At 71.9% G+C, this 16,775-nt stretch carries 14 protein-coding genes; 3 read left to right on the top strand and 11 right to left on the bottom strand.

All coding sequences use genetic code 11. The features are described from left to right. Positions 1-63 precede the first annotated feature (63 nt). A complete protein-coding gene (locus AC07BS_RS20030; protein WP_478933496.1) occupies positions 64-1,020 on the bottom strand; it encodes a MerR family transcriptional regulator in 957 nt (318 codons plus the stop codon). Positions 1,021-1,086: 66 nt separating this feature from the next. Then, positions 1,087-2,775, bottom strand: coding sequence for a BCCT family transporter (locus tag AC07BS_RS20025; protein ID WP_478933494.1), 1,689 nt, complete (start codon positions 2,773-2,775; stop codon positions 1,087-1,089). Positions 2,776-2,898: 123 nt separating this feature from the next. Here AC07BS_RS20025 and AC07BS_RS20020 point away from each other — a divergent pair, with 123 nt between their 5' ends. Beyond that, positions 2,899-4,038, top strand: coding sequence for a glycerate kinase (locus AC07BS_RS20020; RefSeq protein WP_478933492.1), 1,140 nt, complete (start codon positions 2,899-2,901; stop codon positions 4,036-4,038). Between the two features lie 167 nt (positions 4,039-4,205). Here AC07BS_RS20020 and pssA read toward each other — a convergent pair whose 3' ends face one another. The 9 genes from pssA to AC07BS_RS19975 all read right to left on the bottom strand — a co-directional run bounded on the left by pssA (position 4,206) and on the right by AC07BS_RS19975 (position 15,110). After that, positions 4,206-5,060, bottom strand: a complete 855-nt coding sequence (gene pssA, locus AC07BS_RS20015) for a CDP-diacylglycerol--serine O-phosphatidyltransferase (RefSeq protein WP_478640295.1) — start codon at positions 5,058-5,060, stop codon at positions 4,206-4,208. Continuing rightward, positions 5,047-5,703, bottom strand: a complete 657-nt coding sequence (locus AC07BS_RS20010; RefSeq protein WP_478640293.1) for a phosphatidylserine decarboxylase — start codon at positions 5,701-5,703, stop codon at positions 5,047-5,049. The genes pssA and AC07BS_RS20010 overlap by 14 nt, the downstream gene beginning before the upstream one ends. Before the next feature lie 180 nt (positions 5,704-5,883). Next, on the bottom strand, positions 5,884-7,095 hold the full coding sequence (locus tag AC07BS_RS20005; protein ID WP_478640290.1) for an acyl-CoA dehydrogenase family protein: 1,212 nt from the start codon (positions 7,093-7,095) through the stop codon (positions 5,884-5,886). Between the two features lie 3 nt (positions 7,096-7,098). Further along, positions 7,099-7,611 (bottom strand): MaoC family dehydratase, encoded by a 513-nt coding sequence (locus tag AC07BS_RS20000; RefSeq protein WP_478641080.1) that lies wholly within the window; start codon positions 7,609-7,611, stop codon positions 7,099-7,101. 5 nt (positions 7,612-7,616) lie between these two features. Continuing rightward, a complete protein-coding gene (locus tag AC07BS_RS19995; protein WP_478933489.1) occupies positions 7,617-8,591 on the bottom strand; it encodes an HpcH/HpaI aldolase/citrate lyase family protein in 975 nt (324 codons plus the stop codon). After that, a complete protein-coding gene (locus tag AC07BS_RS19990; protein ID WP_478640284.1) occupies positions 8,588-10,600 on the bottom strand; it encodes a protein meaA in 2,013 nt (670 codons plus the stop codon). Before AC07BS_RS19990 ends, AC07BS_RS19995 begins: the two co-directional genes overlap by 4 nt. A 16-nt stretch (positions 10,601-10,616) precedes the next feature. Beyond that, complete coding sequence (ccrA, locus tag AC07BS_RS19985; protein WP_478640282.1) at positions 10,617-11,954, bottom strand: crotonyl-CoA carboxylase/reductase; 1,338 nt, start codon at positions 11,952-11,954, stop codon at positions 10,617-10,619. 371 nt (positions 11,955-12,325) lie between these two features. Next, positions 12,326-13,189, bottom strand: coding sequence for a TetR family transcriptional regulator (locus AC07BS_RS19980; RefSeq protein ID WP_478640280.1), 864 nt, complete (start codon positions 13,187-13,189; stop codon positions 12,326-12,328). A gap of 100 nt (positions 13,190-13,289) precedes the next feature. After that, entirely contained in the window at positions 13,290-15,110 is a 1,821-nt protein-coding gene (locus AC07BS_RS19975; RefSeq protein ID WP_478933486.1) for a 3-hydroxyacyl-CoA dehydrogenase family protein, read from the bottom strand. A 344-nt stretch (positions 15,111-15,454) separates the two neighbouring features. Between AC07BS_RS19975 and AC07BS_RS19970 the strand changes: the two genes are divergently transcribed. Both AC07BS_RS19970 and AC07BS_RS19965 read left to right on the top strand, forming a co-directional pair. After that, positions 15,455-16,093, top strand: a complete 639-nt coding sequence (locus AC07BS_RS19970; RefSeq protein WP_478933484.1) for a HEAT repeat domain-containing protein — start codon at positions 15,455-15,457, stop codon at positions 16,091-16,093. 163 nt (positions 16,094-16,256) lie between these two features. Further along, the gene (locus AC07BS_RS19965) at positions 16,257-16,715 is read left to right on the top strand and encodes an SRPBCC family protein (protein ID WP_478640273.1); all 459 of its coding nucleotides are present in this window, start codon (positions 16,257-16,259) and stop codon (positions 16,713-16,715) included. Positions 16,716-16,775 lie beyond the last annotated feature (60 nt).

Here is a 16,775-nt window from a genome sequence, read left to right as displayed (position 1 = left end):
CCCCAGCGGTAGCTGGGGGAGCGTCGGGAGCCCGCGAAGATCCGCCGGACAGGCCCTAGGCACCTATCCGGCCACCGGATGCGCGCGCAGCCAGTCCAGGACCTGCCCGGCGTGCCGGTCCGGCGGGAAGACCGGGTAGAAGACGTGCTCGACCGCCCCGTCCCGGACGATCATCGTCAGTCGCGAGAACAGCGTCCGCCCCCCGGCCTCGAACGTCGGCAGCCCCAGCGCCCCGGCCAGCTCCAGCTCCGGGTCGGACAGCATCGCGAACGGCAGCCGCAGCCGCTCCACGACCTCCCGCTGGTACGCGGTGTCCTGGCCGGACAGCCCGAACACCCGGGCCGCTCCCGCGTCGCGCAGCTCCTGGTGGTGGTCGCGGAAGTCGCAGGCCTCGGCCGTGCAGCCGCGGGCCCCCGGAATGGCCTCCCAGCCCTCGGGGAGGTCCGTGTCCGGCCGCCCGGTCAGCGGGTAGACGTAGAGCACGGTGCGCCCGGCACCCAGCCCGTCGAGGCGTACCGTCCCGCCCGAGGTGTCCGGCGGAGCGAGCGCCGGAAGGCGCAGCCCGGGCAGGTGGTCGGCGGCGCCGTCGTCCTCGGGGACGGGCAGGCCGGCGGGCAGGACGGTGTGGTCGGTCATCGGTTCCCCCTGGACGACACTGTGGGCGCTGTTGCGGTGGGCGGCCTCGCGCAGTCGCGCGAGGAGGACCGCCCGGCGGGTGGTGAGTTCGTCGATGCGCCGCGTCAGCTCGTCGGCGGCCGCGCGGTAGCCGGCCAGCGAGGCCGGGCAGTCATCGGCGTGCTCCCGGCCGGCCGTGAGGCACTCCAGGAACGGGCGCGTGCGCTCGGCGGGGACGCCCAGCCGGGCCAGCGCCCGGATCTCGGCGACGAGCCGTACGTCGTGCTCGCCGTAGTCGCGGTAGCCGTTGGCCAGCCGGCCCGGCGTGATCAGCCCCAGCGACTCGTAGTAGCGCACCGCCTTCACGGTCGCCCCCGCCCGTCGCGCGGCCTCGCCGATCCTCATCCCGGGAACCCCCTCTCACCTGTGCGGGAGGCTAAACCCTGCCCCCGGGGGCAAGGTCAAACGGGGTCAGTCGCGCTGGTCAGGCCCCTCGCCCCGGTCCCGTGCGCTGTCCGCCACCCGGCGCAGCCGGGGATGCCGGACCGGGCCGCCCTGCTCGGTCAGCGCCTCGCCGACCATCGTGCGCAGCGCGTCCCGCAGCCCGTGGAGGGCGTGGTGCCGCGCCGGGCCGGCGCCCGGGTCCGTCCGCAGCTCCGTCAGCAGCGCCCAGCACAGGGCGAGCATCACCAGCACGAAGGGCAGCGCGACCAGGATCGTCGCCGACTGCAACGACTTCAGGCCGCCCGCCACCAGCAGGACGGCCGCCACCGTCGCCATCAGCACCCCCCACACCACCACCAGCCAGGTGCGCGGGTGCAGCGCGCCGCGGCTGGAGAGCGACCCCATCACCAGCGACGCCGAGTCCGCGCTGGTGATGAAGTACGTCATGACCAGCGCCATCGCGATCCACGAGGTGAGTGTGGCCAGCGGCAGGGTGTCCAGCAGGGCGAACAGCGAGGCCTCCGCGCCCTCCTTCACCGTCCCGGCCATGTCGGCGGCGCCCGTCATGTCCAGCCGCAGGGCGCTGCCGCCCATCACGCAGAACCACACCACCGTCGCCCCGCTGGGCACCAGCAGGACGCCGACGAGGAACTCGCGGATCGTCCGGCCGTGCGAGATGCGGGCGATGAACGTGCCCACGAACGGCGCCCAGGACAGCCACCACGCCCAGTAGAAGATCGTCCAGGCGCCCAGCCACTCCGAGTCGGTGAACGCCCCGGTACGGGTGGCCAGGACCATCAGGTCGTGGAGGTAGCCGCCGGTGGCCGCCGGGATCGTGTTGAGCACGAAGACCGTCGGGCCCAGCAGGAAGACGAAGAGCATCAGGCAGGCGGCCAGCGCGATGTTGAGCGTGCTCAGCCATTTGACGCCCTTGTGCAGCCCGGAGAACGCCGAGAGCACGAACGCGGCCGACAGCGAGGCGATGATGATCAGCTCCAGCGCGGTCGAGTCCTGGACGCCGGTCGTGATGTTCAGGCCCTTCGACACCTGGAGCGCACCCAGGCCCAGGCTGGTCGCCGTGCCGAAGACGGTGGCGAAGACCGCCAGCAGGTCGATCGCCCGGCCCGGCCAGCCGGCCGCCCGCTCCGCGCCGAGCAGCGGTACGAAGGCCGAGCTGAGGCGGTTGCCGCGGCCCTTGCGGAAGCCGGCGTAGGCCAGCGCGAGGCCGGCCATGCCGTAGATCGCCCAGGGGTGCAGCGTCCAGTGGAAGAAGGAGTACTCCAGGGCCGTACGGGCGGCGGCCGGGGTGCCCGAGGGCACCCCGCTGCCCGGGGGCGGGACCACGAAGTGCTGGAGCGGCTCCCCGACCCCGTAGAACATCAGCCCGATGCCCATCCCGGCGCTGAACATCATCGCGATCCACGCCAGGTCGCCGAACTCCGGCCGGGAGTCGTCCGCGCCCAGCCGGATCCGGCCGAACCGGCTGACCGCGATCACGACGCTCAGCACGAGGAACGCGTCCGCCGCGATCACGAAGAGCCAGGCGAAATTGGACAGCACCCAGCCCAGGGCCGTCCTCGACAGCCGGTCGAACGAATGCTTGCCCAGGGCCGCCCACGCCACCACCGCCAGGACCGCGGCGCCGCCGACGACGACCAGCGGGAGGTCCGGCGGCTCGTCCCCCGGGGCGCGCACATCCGTGCTCTCGGTGCTCATGACGCCCCACTATGGCCGGGATCGCCCGGATCGGACGGGGTGGCACGCCGCCGCCGGGGCATGGGCGGCACCGCAGTCCCCCGGGTAGGGTCACCGCGGCGCGACCGGGAAGCGAGGGGACTCATGGTGGCGGAGACGACCCGCGGGCGACGCGTACTGATCGCCGCGGACAAGTTCAAGGGCTCCCTGACGGCCGCCGAGGTCGCCCGGCACGTGGCGGCCGGGCTGCGGCGCGCCGTGCCGGACACGGCCGTCGTGGCGCTGCCCGTGGCGGACGGCGGCGACGGCACGGTCGCGGCCGCCCTGGCCGCCGGGTTCGCGCGGCGCGCGGTGAGGGTGACGGGGCCGGTGGGGGAGCCGGTCGACGCCGCGTACGCGCTGCGGGCCGGCGACGGCACCGCCGTGGTGGAGATGGCCGAGGCCTCGGGGCTGCGGCTGCTGCCGGGCGGCGCCTTCGCGCCGCTCACCGCCACCACGTACGGCACCGGCGAGCTGCTGCGGGCCGCGCTGGACGCCGGCGCGCGCACGGTCGTCCTGGGCGTGGGCGGCAGCGCCACCACGGACGGCGGGGCCGGGATGCTCACCGCGCTGGGCGCCCGCCTCCGCGACACCGCGGGCCGCCCTCCGGCTCCCGGCGGCGGGGCCCTCGCCGGCCTCGCCGAGGCCGACCTCTCCGGGCTGGACGCGCGGCTCGCGCGGACCCGGATCGTGCTGGCGAGCGACGTCACCAACCCGCTGACCGGGCCGCACGGCGCGGCGGCCGTCTACGGGCCGCAGAAGGGCGCCGGTCCCGCCGACGTCGCCGCGCTCGACGCCGCCCTCGGGCACTGGGCGCGGCTGCTGGACGGCGGCCGGCTGGCGTCCGCGCCCGGGGCCGGGGCGGCCGGCGGCCTGGGCTACGGCGCCCTCGCCGGGCTGGGCGCGGCCTTCCGGCCCGGCATCGAGGTGATGCTGGACGTGCTGGGGTTCGACGCGGCGGTCGCCGGGGCGGACCTGGTGATCACGGGGGAGGGGTCGCTGGACGAGCAGACCCTGCACGGCAAGGCACCGCTGGGAGTGGCCCGCCGGGCCGGGGCGCGCGGGGTCCCGGTGGTGGCGGTGTGCGGCCGCCTGACCCTGCCGCCGGGCCGCCTGGCCGAGGCGGGCATCGCCCGGGCGTACGCCCTGACGGACCTGGAGGCGGACCCGGCGCGTTGCGTGACGGAAGCGGGCTCGCTGCTGCGCCGCCTGGCCGAGGAGATCGGGCGGGATCTCCTCGGCTGATACCGGGGCCCCGCCCCGGCCCCGGACGCGGCCGCGCCGCGTGTCCTCAAGCGCCGGACGGGCTGCTGTGCCTTGTCCTCAAGCGCCGGACGGGCTGCCAAAGGGCGTGGGCCCGGGCGAAATCGCCCGGGCCCACGCCCTTTGTCCGGTGCCGTCCCGCGGCCGCGTTACGGAATCTGTGCCGCTTCCCGCGCCTCGCGGCGGTTGTCGCGGAAGGTGTTCACCCGGCGGGCCGTGGCGAACAGCGGGATGACCGCTCCCAGGACGACCTGGAGGGCGCAGCCCGTCTGGAGGAGGAGCTCACCGCCGGGGGCGTCGAAGGCCCAGGCGGCCAGCAGACCCATGCTGAGCACGATCCAGCTGAGCATGGCCACCGCCAGCGGACCCCGCGGCTTCGGGTACTCCACGCGGCTGACCATCAGCCACGCCACACCCATGATCGCCAGCAGCGTCGGGACGAAGGGCAGCTCCAGCAGCACGATCGAGACGACCGTGAGCGCCCCGAAGGGGCTCGGCATGCCCTGGAAGATGCCGTCGCGCATCGGTACGCACGAGAAGCGCGCCAGCCGCAGGACGACCGCCAGCAGCACCACGATCGCGGCGACCGCCGAGACCCGCTGCATGGCGTCGTCGGCGACCATGCCCCACACGACCACGAAGTACGCGGGCGCGAGGCCGAAGCTGATCAGGTCCGACAGGTTGTCCAGCTCGGCACCCATCGCCGAGCTGCGCAGCTTGCGGGCCACGAGGCCGTCGAAGAGGTCGAACACCGACGCGAGGAGCATCAGTATCACCGCGGTGGCCGCGCTGTGGCGGGCCATTCCGCCGTCCTCGTTCCCCGTGAGGTGGGGGATGAGGACGCCGGTGGTGGTGAAGTACACCGCCATGAAGCCGCAGATCGCGTTGCCCAGGGTGAGGGTGTCCGCTATTGACAGCCGGGTGGACAGCGGCATGTCGTCCGTGTCGTCGGTGTCCGCCTCGGGAACCCAGGCGGCCTGGGTGTCGGGCTCAATCACGGTCAAGGCGGGTCACTCCTGCCGTGGTGGCCTGGCCGACCTCGACCGCGACCTCGACGCCCTCCGGGAGGTAGACGTCGACACGCGAGCCGAAGCGGATCAGGCCGATCCGGTCACCCTGCTCCACCTTCGTGTCCGCGTCGATGTACGGCACGATGCGACGGGCGACGGCGCCGGCGATCTGGATCATCTCGATGTCACCGAGCTCGGTGTCGAAGTGCCAGACCACCCGCTCGTTGTTCTCGCTCTCCTTGTTGAAGGCCGGCACGAACCCACCCGGGATGTGCTCGACCGACGTCACCGTGCCGGCCATCGGGGCGCGGTTGACGTGGACGTTGAGCGGGCTCATGAAGATCGCGACGCGGGTTCGTCCGTCCTTCCACGGCATGATGCTCTGCACCACACCGTCGGCCGGGGAGATGACCCGGCCGGGGGCGATCTCACGATCGGGGTCGCGGAAGAACCACAGCATGCCCGCCGCGAGAGCGGTGGCGGGCACGGCCAGCGCCGCCCAGCGGCCGGAGCGGCGGGCCTTGCTGAGACTGACCGCCGCCGTGGCGACGGTGGGGAGGAGCCACGGCGATGCTCCGCGCGCGAGGCGTACGCCGAGGAGGCTGTCGCGGTGTGCAGAGGAAGAGCTGTGGGGCATGGGTGACCTTCGTAGCGGAGGGTGCCGCGTAATGATCGGGGGACGGCGGCTTTCCCGGGATGCTATCGGTTGCGAGTGGCAACTGGCCAAGCGCCAGGGCCAGTCGATGGCCGAACAGTGATGACAGTGTGTGATCTTCTTCTCTGTTATATGGCCGCCATATCTCCCTAAAACGGACAATTACCCCTGGATTCGGTACTCCTCGAGCAGGCGGCGACCGATGATCATTTTCTGGATCTCGGCCGTGCCCTCACCGATCAGGAGCATCGGCGCCTCCCGGTAGAGCCGCTCGATCTCGTACTCCTTGGAGAAACCGTAGCCGCCGTGGATGCGGAAGGCGTCCTCGACGACCTCCTTGCAGTACTCGGAGGCCAGGTACTTGGCCATTCCGGCCTCGAGGTCGTTGCGGCGGCCCGAGTCCTTCTTGCGGGCCGCGTTCACCATCATCGCATGGGCCGCCTCGACCTTTGTAGCCATTTCGGCCAGTTTGAACTGAATGGCCTGGTGCTGGGCGATGGGTTTTCCGAAAGTGTGACGCTGCTGGGCGTAGGAAACACCCAGTTCGAAGGCACGCTGTGCGACACCGCAACCACGTGCCGCGACGTTCACCCGGCCCACCTCGACGCCGTCCATCATTTGGTAGAAGCCCCGGCCGGGGGTCCCACCGAGCACCCGGTCGGCCGGAACGCGCAGGCCGTCCATGATCAGTTCGGTGGTGTCGACGCCCTTGTAGCCCATCTTCTCGATCTTGCCGGGGATGGTCAGACCCGGCCTGACCTGCCCGAACCCGGGCTCCTTCTCGATCAGGAAGGTGGTCATCGACTTGTGCGGGGCCAGCCCGGCCGACTGCCCGTCCTCGGGCTCCGTCCGGCACAGCACCGCCACCAGCGTCGACGAGCCGCCGTTGGTCAGCCACATCTTCTGGCCGTTCAGGACGTACGTGTCGCCGTCCCGCACGCCCTTGGACGTGATGGCCGACACATCCGAGCCCAGCCCGGGCTCCGACATCGAGAACGCGCCCCGCACCTCACCGGTGGCCATCCGGGGCAGGAAGTGATCCTTCTGCTCCTGGGTGCCGTGCTGCTTGATCATGTAGGCGACGATGAAATGCGTATTGATGATTCCCGACACACTCATCCAGCCGCGCGCGATCTCCTCCACGCACAGCGCGTATGTGAGAAGGGACTCACCGAGCCCGCCGTACTCCTCGGGGATCATCAGCCCGAACAGGCCGAGTTCCTTCAGCCCCTCCACTATTCGGGTGGGGTATTCGTCGCGGTGCTCCAGCTCGGTCGCGACCGGGATGATCTCTTTGTCGACGAATTCACGGACCGTCGCCAGGATTTCCCGCTGGACGTCCGTCAGCCCTTCCGTCTGTGCCAGGCGGCCCATCGCTCACTTCTCCCGGATGATCGGTTCGGGACGGCCGGGCTGCTCCCCGCCGCGTTCCTTGATGTAGGTGGCGGTGGGGACCATCACCTTGCGCCGGAAGGTGCAGACCACCGTGCCGTCCTGCTTGTAGCCGATGGTCTCGACGTACACGATCCCGCGGTCGTCCTTCGACTTCGAGGGCGTCTTGTCCAGCACCCGCGTCTCGCCGTAGAGGGTGTCGCCGTGGAAGGTCGGGGCTATGTGCCTCAGCGATTCCACCTCGAGATTGGCGATCGCCTTGCCCGAGACGTCGGGCACCGACATGCCCAGCAGCAGGGAGTAGATGTAGTTGCCCACCACCACGTTCCTGCCGAAGTCGGTCGTCTCCTCGGCGTAGTGGCTGTCCATGTGCAGCGGGTGGTGGTTCATCGTGAGCAGGCAGAAGAGGTGGTCGTCGTATTCCGTGACCGTCTTCCCGGGCCAGTGCTTGTACACATCGCCGACGGTGAACTCTTCGAAGGTGCGGCCGAACTGCATCGCGCTCATGCCTCCGGGATCTCGAAGACGGACTTGCGGACCATTCCGGCCGCCCGGCCCTTGCCGGCGATGACCAGGGCCATCTTCCGGCTGGCCTCGTCGATCATCTCGTCGCCGAGCATCGCCGAGCCCTTCCTGCCGCCCGCCTCCGACGTGCAGTAGTCGTACGCGTCCAGGATCAGCTCGGCGTGGTCGTAGTCGGCCTGCGAGGGCGAGAAGACCTCGTTGGCGGCCTCCACCTGGCCCGGGTGCAGCACCCACTTGCCGTCGAAGCCCAGCGCCGCCGCCCGGCCGGCGACCTCGCGGTAGCCGTCCACGTTCTTGATCTGGAGGTAGGGGCCGTCGATGGCCTGGAGGTCGTGGGCGCGGGCCGCCATCAGGATGCGCATGAGGATGTAGTGGTAGGCGTCCGCCGGGTAGCCGGGCGGCTGCTCGCCCACGACCAGGGAGTTCATGTTGATCGAGGCCATGAAGTCGGCCGGGCCGAAGATGATCGTCTCCAGGCGCGGCGACGCGGCGGCGATCCCGTCCACGTTGACCAGGCCCTTGGCGTTCTCGATCTGCGCCTCGATGCCGATGCGGCCGACCTCGAAGCCCATGGTCTTCTCGATCTGCGTGAGCAGCAGGTCCAGGGCGATGATCTGCTGGGCGTCCTGCACCTTGGGCAGCATGATGCAGTCGAGGTTGGGGCCCGCGCCCTCGACGACCGTGATCACATCGCGGTACGTCCAGTGGGTGGTCCAGTCGTTGACCCGCACGACCCGGGTCTTGCCCGTCCAGTCGCCGTTGTTCAGCGCGTCGACGATCGTGTGCCGGGCGCCCTCCTTGGCCAGCGGCGCGCACGCGTCCTCCAGGTCCAGGAAGACCTGGTCGGCGGGGAGCGACTGGGCCTTCTCCAGGAAGCGGGGGTTGCTGCCGGGGACGGCGAGGCAGGAGCGGCGCGGACGGAGGCGGTTCACGGGGGTGGTGCTGCCGGTCATGCGGTGACCTCCAGGGGGTCGAGCTGGTTCGCTGTACGGATCTCGTCGACGATACGGCCGATGATCTCCGTGATACCGAAGTCCTTCGGGGTGAAAACCGCGGCGACCCCGGCCGCCCGCAGGGCGGCCGCGTCGGCCGACGGGATGATGCCACCGACGATGACGGGCACCTCGCCCGCCCCCGCCGCGCGCATCCGGGCCAGGACGTCGGGGACGAGCTCGGCGTGCGAGCCGGAGAGGATGGACAGGCCCACGCAGTGCACGTCCTCGGCGACGGCCGCCGAGACGATCTGCTCCGGGGTGAGCCGGATGCCCTGGTAGACCACCTCGAAGCCGGCGTCGCGGGCCCGTACGGCGATCTGCTCGGCGCCGTTGGAGTGCCCGTCCAGGCCCGGCTTGCCCACCAGCAGCCGCAGCCGGCCGCCGCCCAGCTCCTCGGCCGTACGGGCCACCTTCGCCCGGACGGCCGCCAGCGGGGTGCCCGCCTCGGCGGCCACGGCCAGCGGGGCGCCGCTGACGCCCGTGGGGGCGCGGAACTCACCGAAGACGTCCCGCAGCGCCCAGGACCACTCGCCGGTGGTGACGCCCGCGCGGACGCACTCGAGGGTGGCGGGCATCAGGTTCTCCGCGCCGGCGGCGGTCTTCTTCAGGACCGACAGGGCCTCCTGGGCACGGCCCTCGTCCCGGTCGTCGCGCCAGCGGTGGAGGGCCGCGACGACCCGGGCCTCGTCCGCCGGGTCGACGGTCATGATGGCGGCGTCGAGGTCGGAGGTGAGCGGATTGGGCTCGGTGGACTCGAAGCAGTTGACGCCGACGATCCGCTCCTCGCCCGCCTCGATCCGCGCCCGCCGCTCGGCGTGCGAGGAGACGAGCTGCGACTTGAGGTAGCCGGACTCCACGGCCGCCATCGCCCCGCCCATCGCCTGGATCCGGTCGATCTCGGCCAGGCACTGCTCGACCAGGCCGGCCACCCGGGCCTCGATCACATGCGAGCCCTCGAAGATGTCGTCGTACTCCAGCAGGTCGCTCTCGTGGGCGAGGACCTGCTGGATGCGCAGCGACCACTGCTGGTCCCAGGGCCGGGGCAGGCCCAGCGCCTCGTTCCAGGCGGGCAGCTGCACGGCGCGGGCGCGGGCGTCCTTGGAGAGCGTGACGGCCAGCATCTCCAGCACGATGCGCTGGACGTTGTTCTCCGGCTGGGCCTCGGTCAGGCCCAGCGAGTTGACCTGGACGCCGTAGCGGAACCGGCGGTGCTTGGGGTTCTCGATGCCGTAGCGCTCGCGGGTGACCTGGTCCCAGATGCGGCCGAAGGCGCGCATCTTGCACATCTCCTCGATGAACCGGACACCGGCGTTGACGAAGAAGGAGATGCGGCCGACGACGTCGCCGCGCCGCTCCTCGGGGACCTGCCCGGAGGCGAACACCGCGTCGAGGACGGCGATCGCGGTGGACATCGCGTAGGAGATCTCCTGGACCGGGGTGGCCCCGGCCTCCTGGAGGTGGTAGCTGCAGATGTTGATCGGGTTCCACCGGGGGATGTGGTTCACCGTGTAGGTGATCATGTCGGTGGTCAGCCGGAGGCTGGGGCCGGGCGGGAAGACGTGCGTCCCGCGCGACAGGTACTCCTTGACGATGTCGTTCTGCGTGGTGCCCTGCAGGGCGGTCACGTCGGCGCCCTGCTCCTCCGCGACCACCTGGTACATCGCCAGCAGCCACATGGCGGTGGCGTTGATGGTCATGGAGGTGTTCATCCGCTCCAGGGGGATGTCCCGGAACAGCCGCCGCATATCCCCGAGATGGGCCACGGGGACCCCGACCCGGCCGACCTCGCCGCGGGCGAGGACGTGGTCGGGGTCGTATCCGGTCTGCGTCGGGAGGTCGAACGCGACCGAGAGGCCGGTCTGCCCCTTGGCGAGGTTGCGCCGGTAGAGCTCGTTGGACGCCTCGGCGGTGGAGTGCCCGGCGTACGTCCGCATCAGCCACGGACGATCCTTCTGACGCTGAGTCATTTAATGCAGCCGTCTCTCACACGTTCCGGAAGCGGTTGATCGCGTCGATGTGGCGGGCCCGCATCTCCTCGTCGCGTACGCCCATGCCCTCCTCGGGAGCGAGGCAGAGCACGCCGACCTTGCCCTGGTGGAGGTTGCGGTGGACGTCGTACGCGGCCTGGCCGGTGTCGGCGAGGGCGTACGTCTTCGAGAGGGTGGGGTGGATCTTTCCCTTGGCGATCAGGCGGTTGGCCTCCCACGCCTCGCGGTAGTTGGCGAAGTGGGAGCCGACGATGCGCTTGAGGGACATCCACAGGTAGCGGTTGTCGTACTCGTGGCGGTAGCCCGAGGTCGAGGCGCAGGTGACGATCGTGCCGCCCTTGCGGGTGACGTAGACCGAGGCGCCGAACGTCTCGCGGCCGGGGTGCTCGAAGACGATGTCCACGTCCTCGCCGCCGGTCAGTTCGCGGATGCGCTTGCCGAAGCGCTTCCACTCGCGCTGGTCCTGCTCGTGCTCGTCCTTCCAGAAGCGGTAGCCCTCGGCGCTGCGGTCGATGATCGCCTCGGCGCCCATCCGCCGGCAGATCTCCGCCTTCTTCTCGCTGGAGACCACGCAGATCGGGTTGGCCCCGCCGGCGAGCGCGAACTGCGTGGCGTACGAGCCGAGTCCGCCGCTGGCGCCCCAGATCAGGACGTTGTCGCCCTGCTTCATCCCGGCGCCGTTGCGGGAGACCAGCTGCCGGTAGGCGGTGGAGTTGACGAGCCCGGGGGCCGCGGCCTCCTCCCAGCTCAGGTGCTTCGGCTTGGGCATCAGCTGGTTGGACTTCACCAGCGCGATCTCGGCCAGGCCGCCGAAGTTGGTCTCGAAGCCCCAGATCCGCTGCTCCGGGTCGAGCATGGTGTCGCCGTGGCCGTCGGCGGACTCCAGTTCCACCGAGAGGCAGTGGGCGACGACCTCGTCTCCGGGCCGCCAGGCGTTGACGCCGGGGCCGGTGCGCAGGACCACGCCCGCCAGGTCGGAGCCGATCACGTGGTAGGGCAGGTCGTGCCGCTTGGCGAGCGGCGAGGTCCTGCCGTAGCGCTCCAGGAAGCCGAAGGTGGACATCGGCTCGAAGATCGAGGTCCAGACGGAGTTGTAGTTCACGGAGCTGGCCATCACGGCCACGAGGGCCTCGCCGGGGCCCAGTTCGGGCACCGGCACCTCCTCCACGTGCAGGGATTTGCGCGGGTCCTTCTCCCGGGTGGCGAGGCCGGCGAACATCTCGGCCTCGTCCTTGTGCACGGTGACCGCCCGGTATGACTCGGGGAGCGGCAGGGCTGCGAAGTCCTGGGAGCTGGTGTCCGGCGCGAGGATCGCGTCGAGTATCTGGTTCACGGATTGCCTCCGGCGAAGCACGTCGGGGAACGGGCTTGAGGGAACGTCGGGGGTGGTGAAGCGGTGGTGCCGTCGGTTCGGCGGGTGGTGCGGGGGTGGTGCTCGCATGGCGCGGGTGAGCGCTCGAGGGCCTGGTGACGCAGGCGTGTCCGGACGCACAAGTGGCTTGCGGGGACAGCCGGCACACGACGGTCGTGTCTGCGTGCCGGCCGCCCGGACACCCACAAGGTATGGCACCGCGTGCCACTCGACAAGACACTGGGTGCCAACAATTTCTCTCAGATGTCATCCCGATGGCACGTATGAGCAACGAAGGCCACCCCGGAGGGTGGCCTTCGTCATCATTTGTTCGTTTATGTCGGGGCTATGTCTCAGCTCGGCTTGAGCGCCTTCTCGATCGCCCGCATGACCTCGCTCAGCGGCGCGTCCGTCCGGGCCACCGTCACCAGCACCTCGCCCCGGGCCCGGGCCGTGGCGGCCGGTGCCTCGCCGGCGCCCGCGCGGCCCGAGCCGATGCCCGCCCCGAACGTCTCCCGCACGATGGCGAACGCGTGGTCGAGCTGGGCCTCCACGTCGCCCTGGCCGCCGCCGCGCAGCCAGCGCCGCAGGACGTGGTTGTGCGCGGTCACCACCGCCGAGGCCGCGACCTCGGCGAGCAGCGGGTCGTCGTCGCCCACGTGATGGGCGGTCTCGTCGAAGTGCCCCAGCAGATAACGGGTGAACAGCCGCTCGTAGCGGGCCACCGAGGCGATCTCGCGCTCGCGCAGCGCCGGCACCTCGCGGGTCAGGCGGTAGCGCTCCACGGACACGGCCGGGGAGGCCGCGTACATCCGCATGACCTCCTTGATGCCCCGGCAGACGGTGTCGAGCGGGTTCTCGTGCGGCGGCGCGGCGTCCAGTACGCCCGCCGCGCGCACCAGCGTGTCGTCGTGGTCCGGGAAGATGGCCTCTTCCTTGGAGCGGAAGTGGCGGAAGAACGTCCGGCGGGCGACTCCGGCCGTGGCCGCGATCTCGTCGACGGTGGTCGCCTCGTAGCCCTTGGTCGCGAACAACTCCATGGCCGCGGCCGCGAGTTTGCGGCGCATGGTGAGCCGCTGGGCGGCGGCGCGGCGGGAACCGGCGCTCTCCGGACCGGTCCCCTTGGCGGCGGTCGATACCTTCGTGCCGTCGGCTCCCCTGGGATCGGTGGTGGCGGCCCCGCGCGGCGCGCGGGCGGACTTGGCGGGCTGGGACATGTGGGGAACGTAACACGCGCTGGTCCGGGCGTGCCGGGACGGACCGCCGCCGGGTTCGAGCAGTCCGCCCCAGCCCGCCTTCCGGTCGGGCACGGCCCGGTCAGGCCTTCGTGTACTCGCGGAACCCGCGGCCGGTCTTGCGGCCCAGGCAGCCCGCCGCCACCAGGTGCTCCAGCAGCGGCGCTGGGGCGAGGCCGGGGTCGCGGAACTCGCGGTGCAGCACCCGCTCGATGGTGAGCGAGACGTCCAGTCCCACGACGTCCAGCAGCTCGAACGGGCCCATGGGGTAGCCGCCGCCCAGCTTCATCGCCGCGTCGATCTCGTCCAGCGAGGCGTAGTGCTCCTCCACCATCTTCACGGCGTTGTTGAGGTACGGGAACAGCAGCGCGTTCACGATGAAGCCGGCCCGGTCCCCGCAGTCCACCGGGTGCTTGCGGACCTTCGCGCACACCGCCCGCACCGTGGCGTGGGCGTCGTCGGCCGTCAGGACCGTGCGCACCACCTCGACCAGCTTCATCGCCGGCGCCGGGTTGAAGAAGTGCATGCCGACGACGTCCTGCGGCCGCGAGGTGGCCCGGGCGCAGGCCACCACCGGCAGCGACGAGGTGGTGGTGGCCAGTACGGCCCCCGGCCGGCACACCTTGTCGAGCGTGGCGAACAGCTGCCGCTTGACCTCCAGGTCCTCCGCCACCGCCTCGACGGCCAGATCCACCTCGGCCAGCGCGTCCAGCGACCCGGCCGGGGTGAGGCGGCCCAGCGCGGCGTCCCGTTCGGCCGCCGTCAGCCGGCCCTTCTCCACCGACCGCGCCAGCGAGCGGGCTATGCGTTCCACCGCGGCCCGTGCCTTCTCGGGGGTGCGCGCCGCCAGCACCACCGGGTAGCCGGCCTTGGCGAACACCTCGGCGATCCCGCTCGCCATCGTCCCCGAGCCCGCGACCCCGACCGACCGCACCTCGCGGACGGCCGTCTCCCGTTCGGCGGGGCGCGGGGTGAGGGCGTCCGGCACCGTCGTCGCGGAGCCCGCCGCCTCGTACGTGTAGAAGCCGCGCCCCGCCTTGCGGCCCGTCAGGCCCGCCGCCGCGAGCTGGCCGAGCACCGGCGCCGGCGCGTGCAGCCGGTCGTGCGAGGCGGCGTACATCGCCTCCAGGACCGTCCGCGCGGTGTCGATGCCGATCAGGTCCAGCAGGGCCAGCGGGCCCATCGGCAGCCCGCAGCCCAGCCGCATGGCCGCGTCGATGTCCTCGCGGGTGGCGTACCGCGCCTCGAACATGGCGGCCGCCTGGTTGAGGTAGCCGAAGAGCAGCCCGTCGGCGACGAACCCCGGCCGGTCGCCGACCGCGACCGGTTCCTTGCCCAGCTCGTGGGCGAGTTCGGTGACGGCCGCGACCGCGTCCGGCGCGGTGAGCACGGACGAGACGATCTCGACCAGCTTCATCGCGGGCGCCGGGTTGAAGAAGTGGAGGCCCAGGACGCGCTCGGGGCGGGCGGAGTCGGCGGCCAGCCGGGTCACCGACAGGGCGTTGGTGCCCGTCGCCAGGATCGTCTCCGGGCGGACGACGGCGTCCAGGGCGGTGAACACCTCGTGCTTGAGGTCGTAGTCCTCGGGGACGACCTCGATCACCAGATCGGCTTCGGCCGCCGCGGCGAGGTCGCGGGCGGTGCGGAAACGGCCCAGCGCGGCCCGGCGGTCGGTCTCGGTGAGCCGGCCGCGCTCGACCGCGCGGGCGGTGGCGGCCTCCAGGGCCGCGTCGGCCCGCAGCGCGGCGGCGTCGCTGACGTCGACGCCGACGACGGTGCGGCCGGAGAGGGCGAGCACTTCGGCGATGCCGGTGCCCATGGTCCCCAGACCGATCACGGCGACGGTCTGGATGGAGGCGGCGGAGCGGGGAGGGGACGGCTCTGACGCGGAGGTGCGGTCCATCGCGTAACTCCAGGAAGGTCTCCCGGGCGGACGAGCGCGCGGGGAGGTCGGCGGTCGGTGGCCCCGGCGGGGGCGGCGACTGGATGCGTCCGAGGACGGGTAAGGGGCGTCCACGGAGAGGGAGTCGAGGAAACGGCGGGGCCCTGTCCCGGGGCCGGGCCGTACTCGGTGCCGAACCGACGAACCGGCCACGAGGGCCGGGATACCGCACGGCCGCGTCACCGGCCGTCGGAGCGGGGGTGCCGCTCCTGCCGGGGAGACTAACCCAGCGGTAACCAAGAGCGCCAGGGGACGGGCGGGCGTCCTACCATGTGGCCCAGGCCACTCGGCGAGGGGAGCGGGAGATGGAAGAGGAATTCCGCGCGCTGCTGGCGCGGGTGCGGGCCGAACTGGTCTCCCCGGCCGAGTTCTCGGCGTACGAGCGGCTGCTCGCCCTCGTGCGCGCCGGCACCCCCGCCGCGCGCGACGCGCTGGCCGGCGTGCTGACCGCACCCGAACAGCCCCTCTGGGCGCGGGAGATCGCGGCCTTCACGCTCGGCGGTACGGGCGACCGGAGGGCGTTCGAGACCCTCGTCCTCCTCCTCAACTACCGCGAGCCCGTGCGCTGCGCCACCGCCGCGCACGCCCTCGCCCGCCTCCGCGACCCCCGTACGGGACGCGCCGCCGCGGCCCTGGCCACCAATCCGCTGCGCACCGCCTACGCCCTCTACCCCGTCCGCCTCCTCACCGAGCTGCGCGCCCCGGAGGCGGTGCCGGCCCTGCTGTCCACGCTGGAGCGGCTGCTCGCCGCCCGCGACCACTGCTGGCCGGTGGCCCGCGCGTGCGTCGAGGGCCTGGGCCTCCTCGGCGACCGGAGCGCCGAGGCCGTGCTGGTCGCCGCCCGCGAACACGAACGACTGCGCCCCGCCGCCGTCACGGCCCTGGCCCGGCTCGCGGGCCGCGGCGGCGGGCGGCGCGACGGCCGCGGGGGCACCGGGGCATAGCGGTCCGGACCGGGACGCGCGGTCCGACCGAAAGAAGAACGTATGTATGTACGTAAAAGGTGCGACCCCGGATTTGGGCGGGTGTGGCGATGGTGGTTGGCTTTGCCCCGCACCAGCAGATACGGCAAGCGCCGTCTTCTTCATCGTCCCGGAGGAACAAGCCATGGGCCAGGTCGAGGCCACCACCGAGCGGATCATCGCGGCGGGCGCTGAGGACGTCTTCGACGCCCTCGCCGACTACAGCGGCACCCGGTCCAAGCTGCTGCCCGAGCACTTCAGCGAGTACGAGGTGCGCGAGGGCGGCGACGGCGAGGGCACCCTGGTCCACTGGAAGCTCCAGGCCACCAGCAAGCGCGTGCGCGACTGCCTGCTGGAGGTCTCCGAGCCCTCCACCGGGCAGCTGGTGGAGAAGGACCGCAACTCCACCATGGTCACCACCTGGACCGTCACCCCCGCCGGCGAGGGCCGCTCCAAGGTCGTCGTCACCACCACCTGGACCGGCGCCACCGGCATCGGCGGTTTCTTCGAGCGCGCCTTCGCGCCCAAGGGCCTCGGCCGTATCTACGACGCCGTGCTGGGCCGCCTCGCCGCCGAGACCGAGGGGAAGCCCAGCGCCGGCTGACCCTGCCCGGACGCCCGGACCGTCCCGGTCCGGGCTCACCGGTTCGGGTGGTTTTCGCGG

The organism is Streptomyces sp. NPDC044063 (assembly GCF_056434285.1).
Note: the sequence above shows the minus strand (reverse complement) of the source record. Positions and strands in the feature narration are given on the sequence as shown.

Excerpts from the sequence above, each read along its gene's own strand:
- AC07BS_RS19970 (WP_478933484.1), top strand. The coding sequence starts at position 15,455 with ATGGAAGAGGAATTCCGCGCGCTGCTGGCGCGGGTGCGGGCCGAACTG.
- AC07BS_RS19975 (WP_478933486.1), bottom strand. The coding sequence starts at position 15,110 with ATGGACCGCACCTCCGCGTCAGAGCCGTCCCCTCCCCGCTCCGCCGCC.
- AC07BS_RS19995 (WP_478933489.1), bottom strand. The coding sequence starts at position 8,591 with ATGACCGGCAGCACCACCCCCGTGAACCGCCTCCGTCCGCGCCGCTCC.
- AC07BS_RS20020 (WP_478933492.1), top strand. The coding sequence starts at position 2,899 with ATGGTGGCGGAGACGACCCGCGGGCGACGCGTACTGATCGCCGCGGAC.
- AC07BS_RS20030 (WP_478933496.1), bottom strand. The coding sequence starts at position 1,020 with ATGAGGATCGGCGAGGCCGCGCGACGGGCGGGGGCGACCGTGAAGGCG.
- AC07BS_RS20010 (WP_478640293.1), bottom strand. The coding sequence starts at position 5,703 with ATGCCCCACAGCTCTTCCTCTGCACACCGCGACAGCCTCCTCGGCGTA.
- AC07BS_RS19965 (WP_478640273.1), top strand. The coding sequence starts at position 16,257 with ATGGGCCAGGTCGAGGCCACCACCGAGCGGATCATCGCGGCGGGCGCT.
- AC07BS_RS20000 (WP_478641080.1), bottom strand. The coding sequence starts at position 7,611 with ATGCAGTTCGGCCGCACCTTCGAAGAGTTCACCGTCGGCGATGTGTAC.
- AC07BS_RS19990 (WP_478640284.1), bottom strand. The coding sequence starts at position 10,600 with ATGACTCAGCGTCAGAAGGATCGTCCGTGGCTGATGCGGACGTACGCC.
- AC07BS_RS20025 (WP_478933494.1), bottom strand. The coding sequence starts at position 2,775 with ATGAGCACCGAGAGCACGGATGTGCGCGCCCCGGGGGACGAGCCGCCG.
- AC07BS_RS19980 (WP_478640280.1), bottom strand. The coding sequence starts at position 13,189 with ATGTCCCAGCCCGCCAAGTCCGCCCGCGCGCCGCGCGGGGCCGCCACC.
- AC07BS_RS20005 (WP_478640290.1), bottom strand. The coding sequence starts at position 7,095 with ATGGGCCGCCTGGCACAGACGGAAGGGCTGACGGACGTCCAGCGGGAA.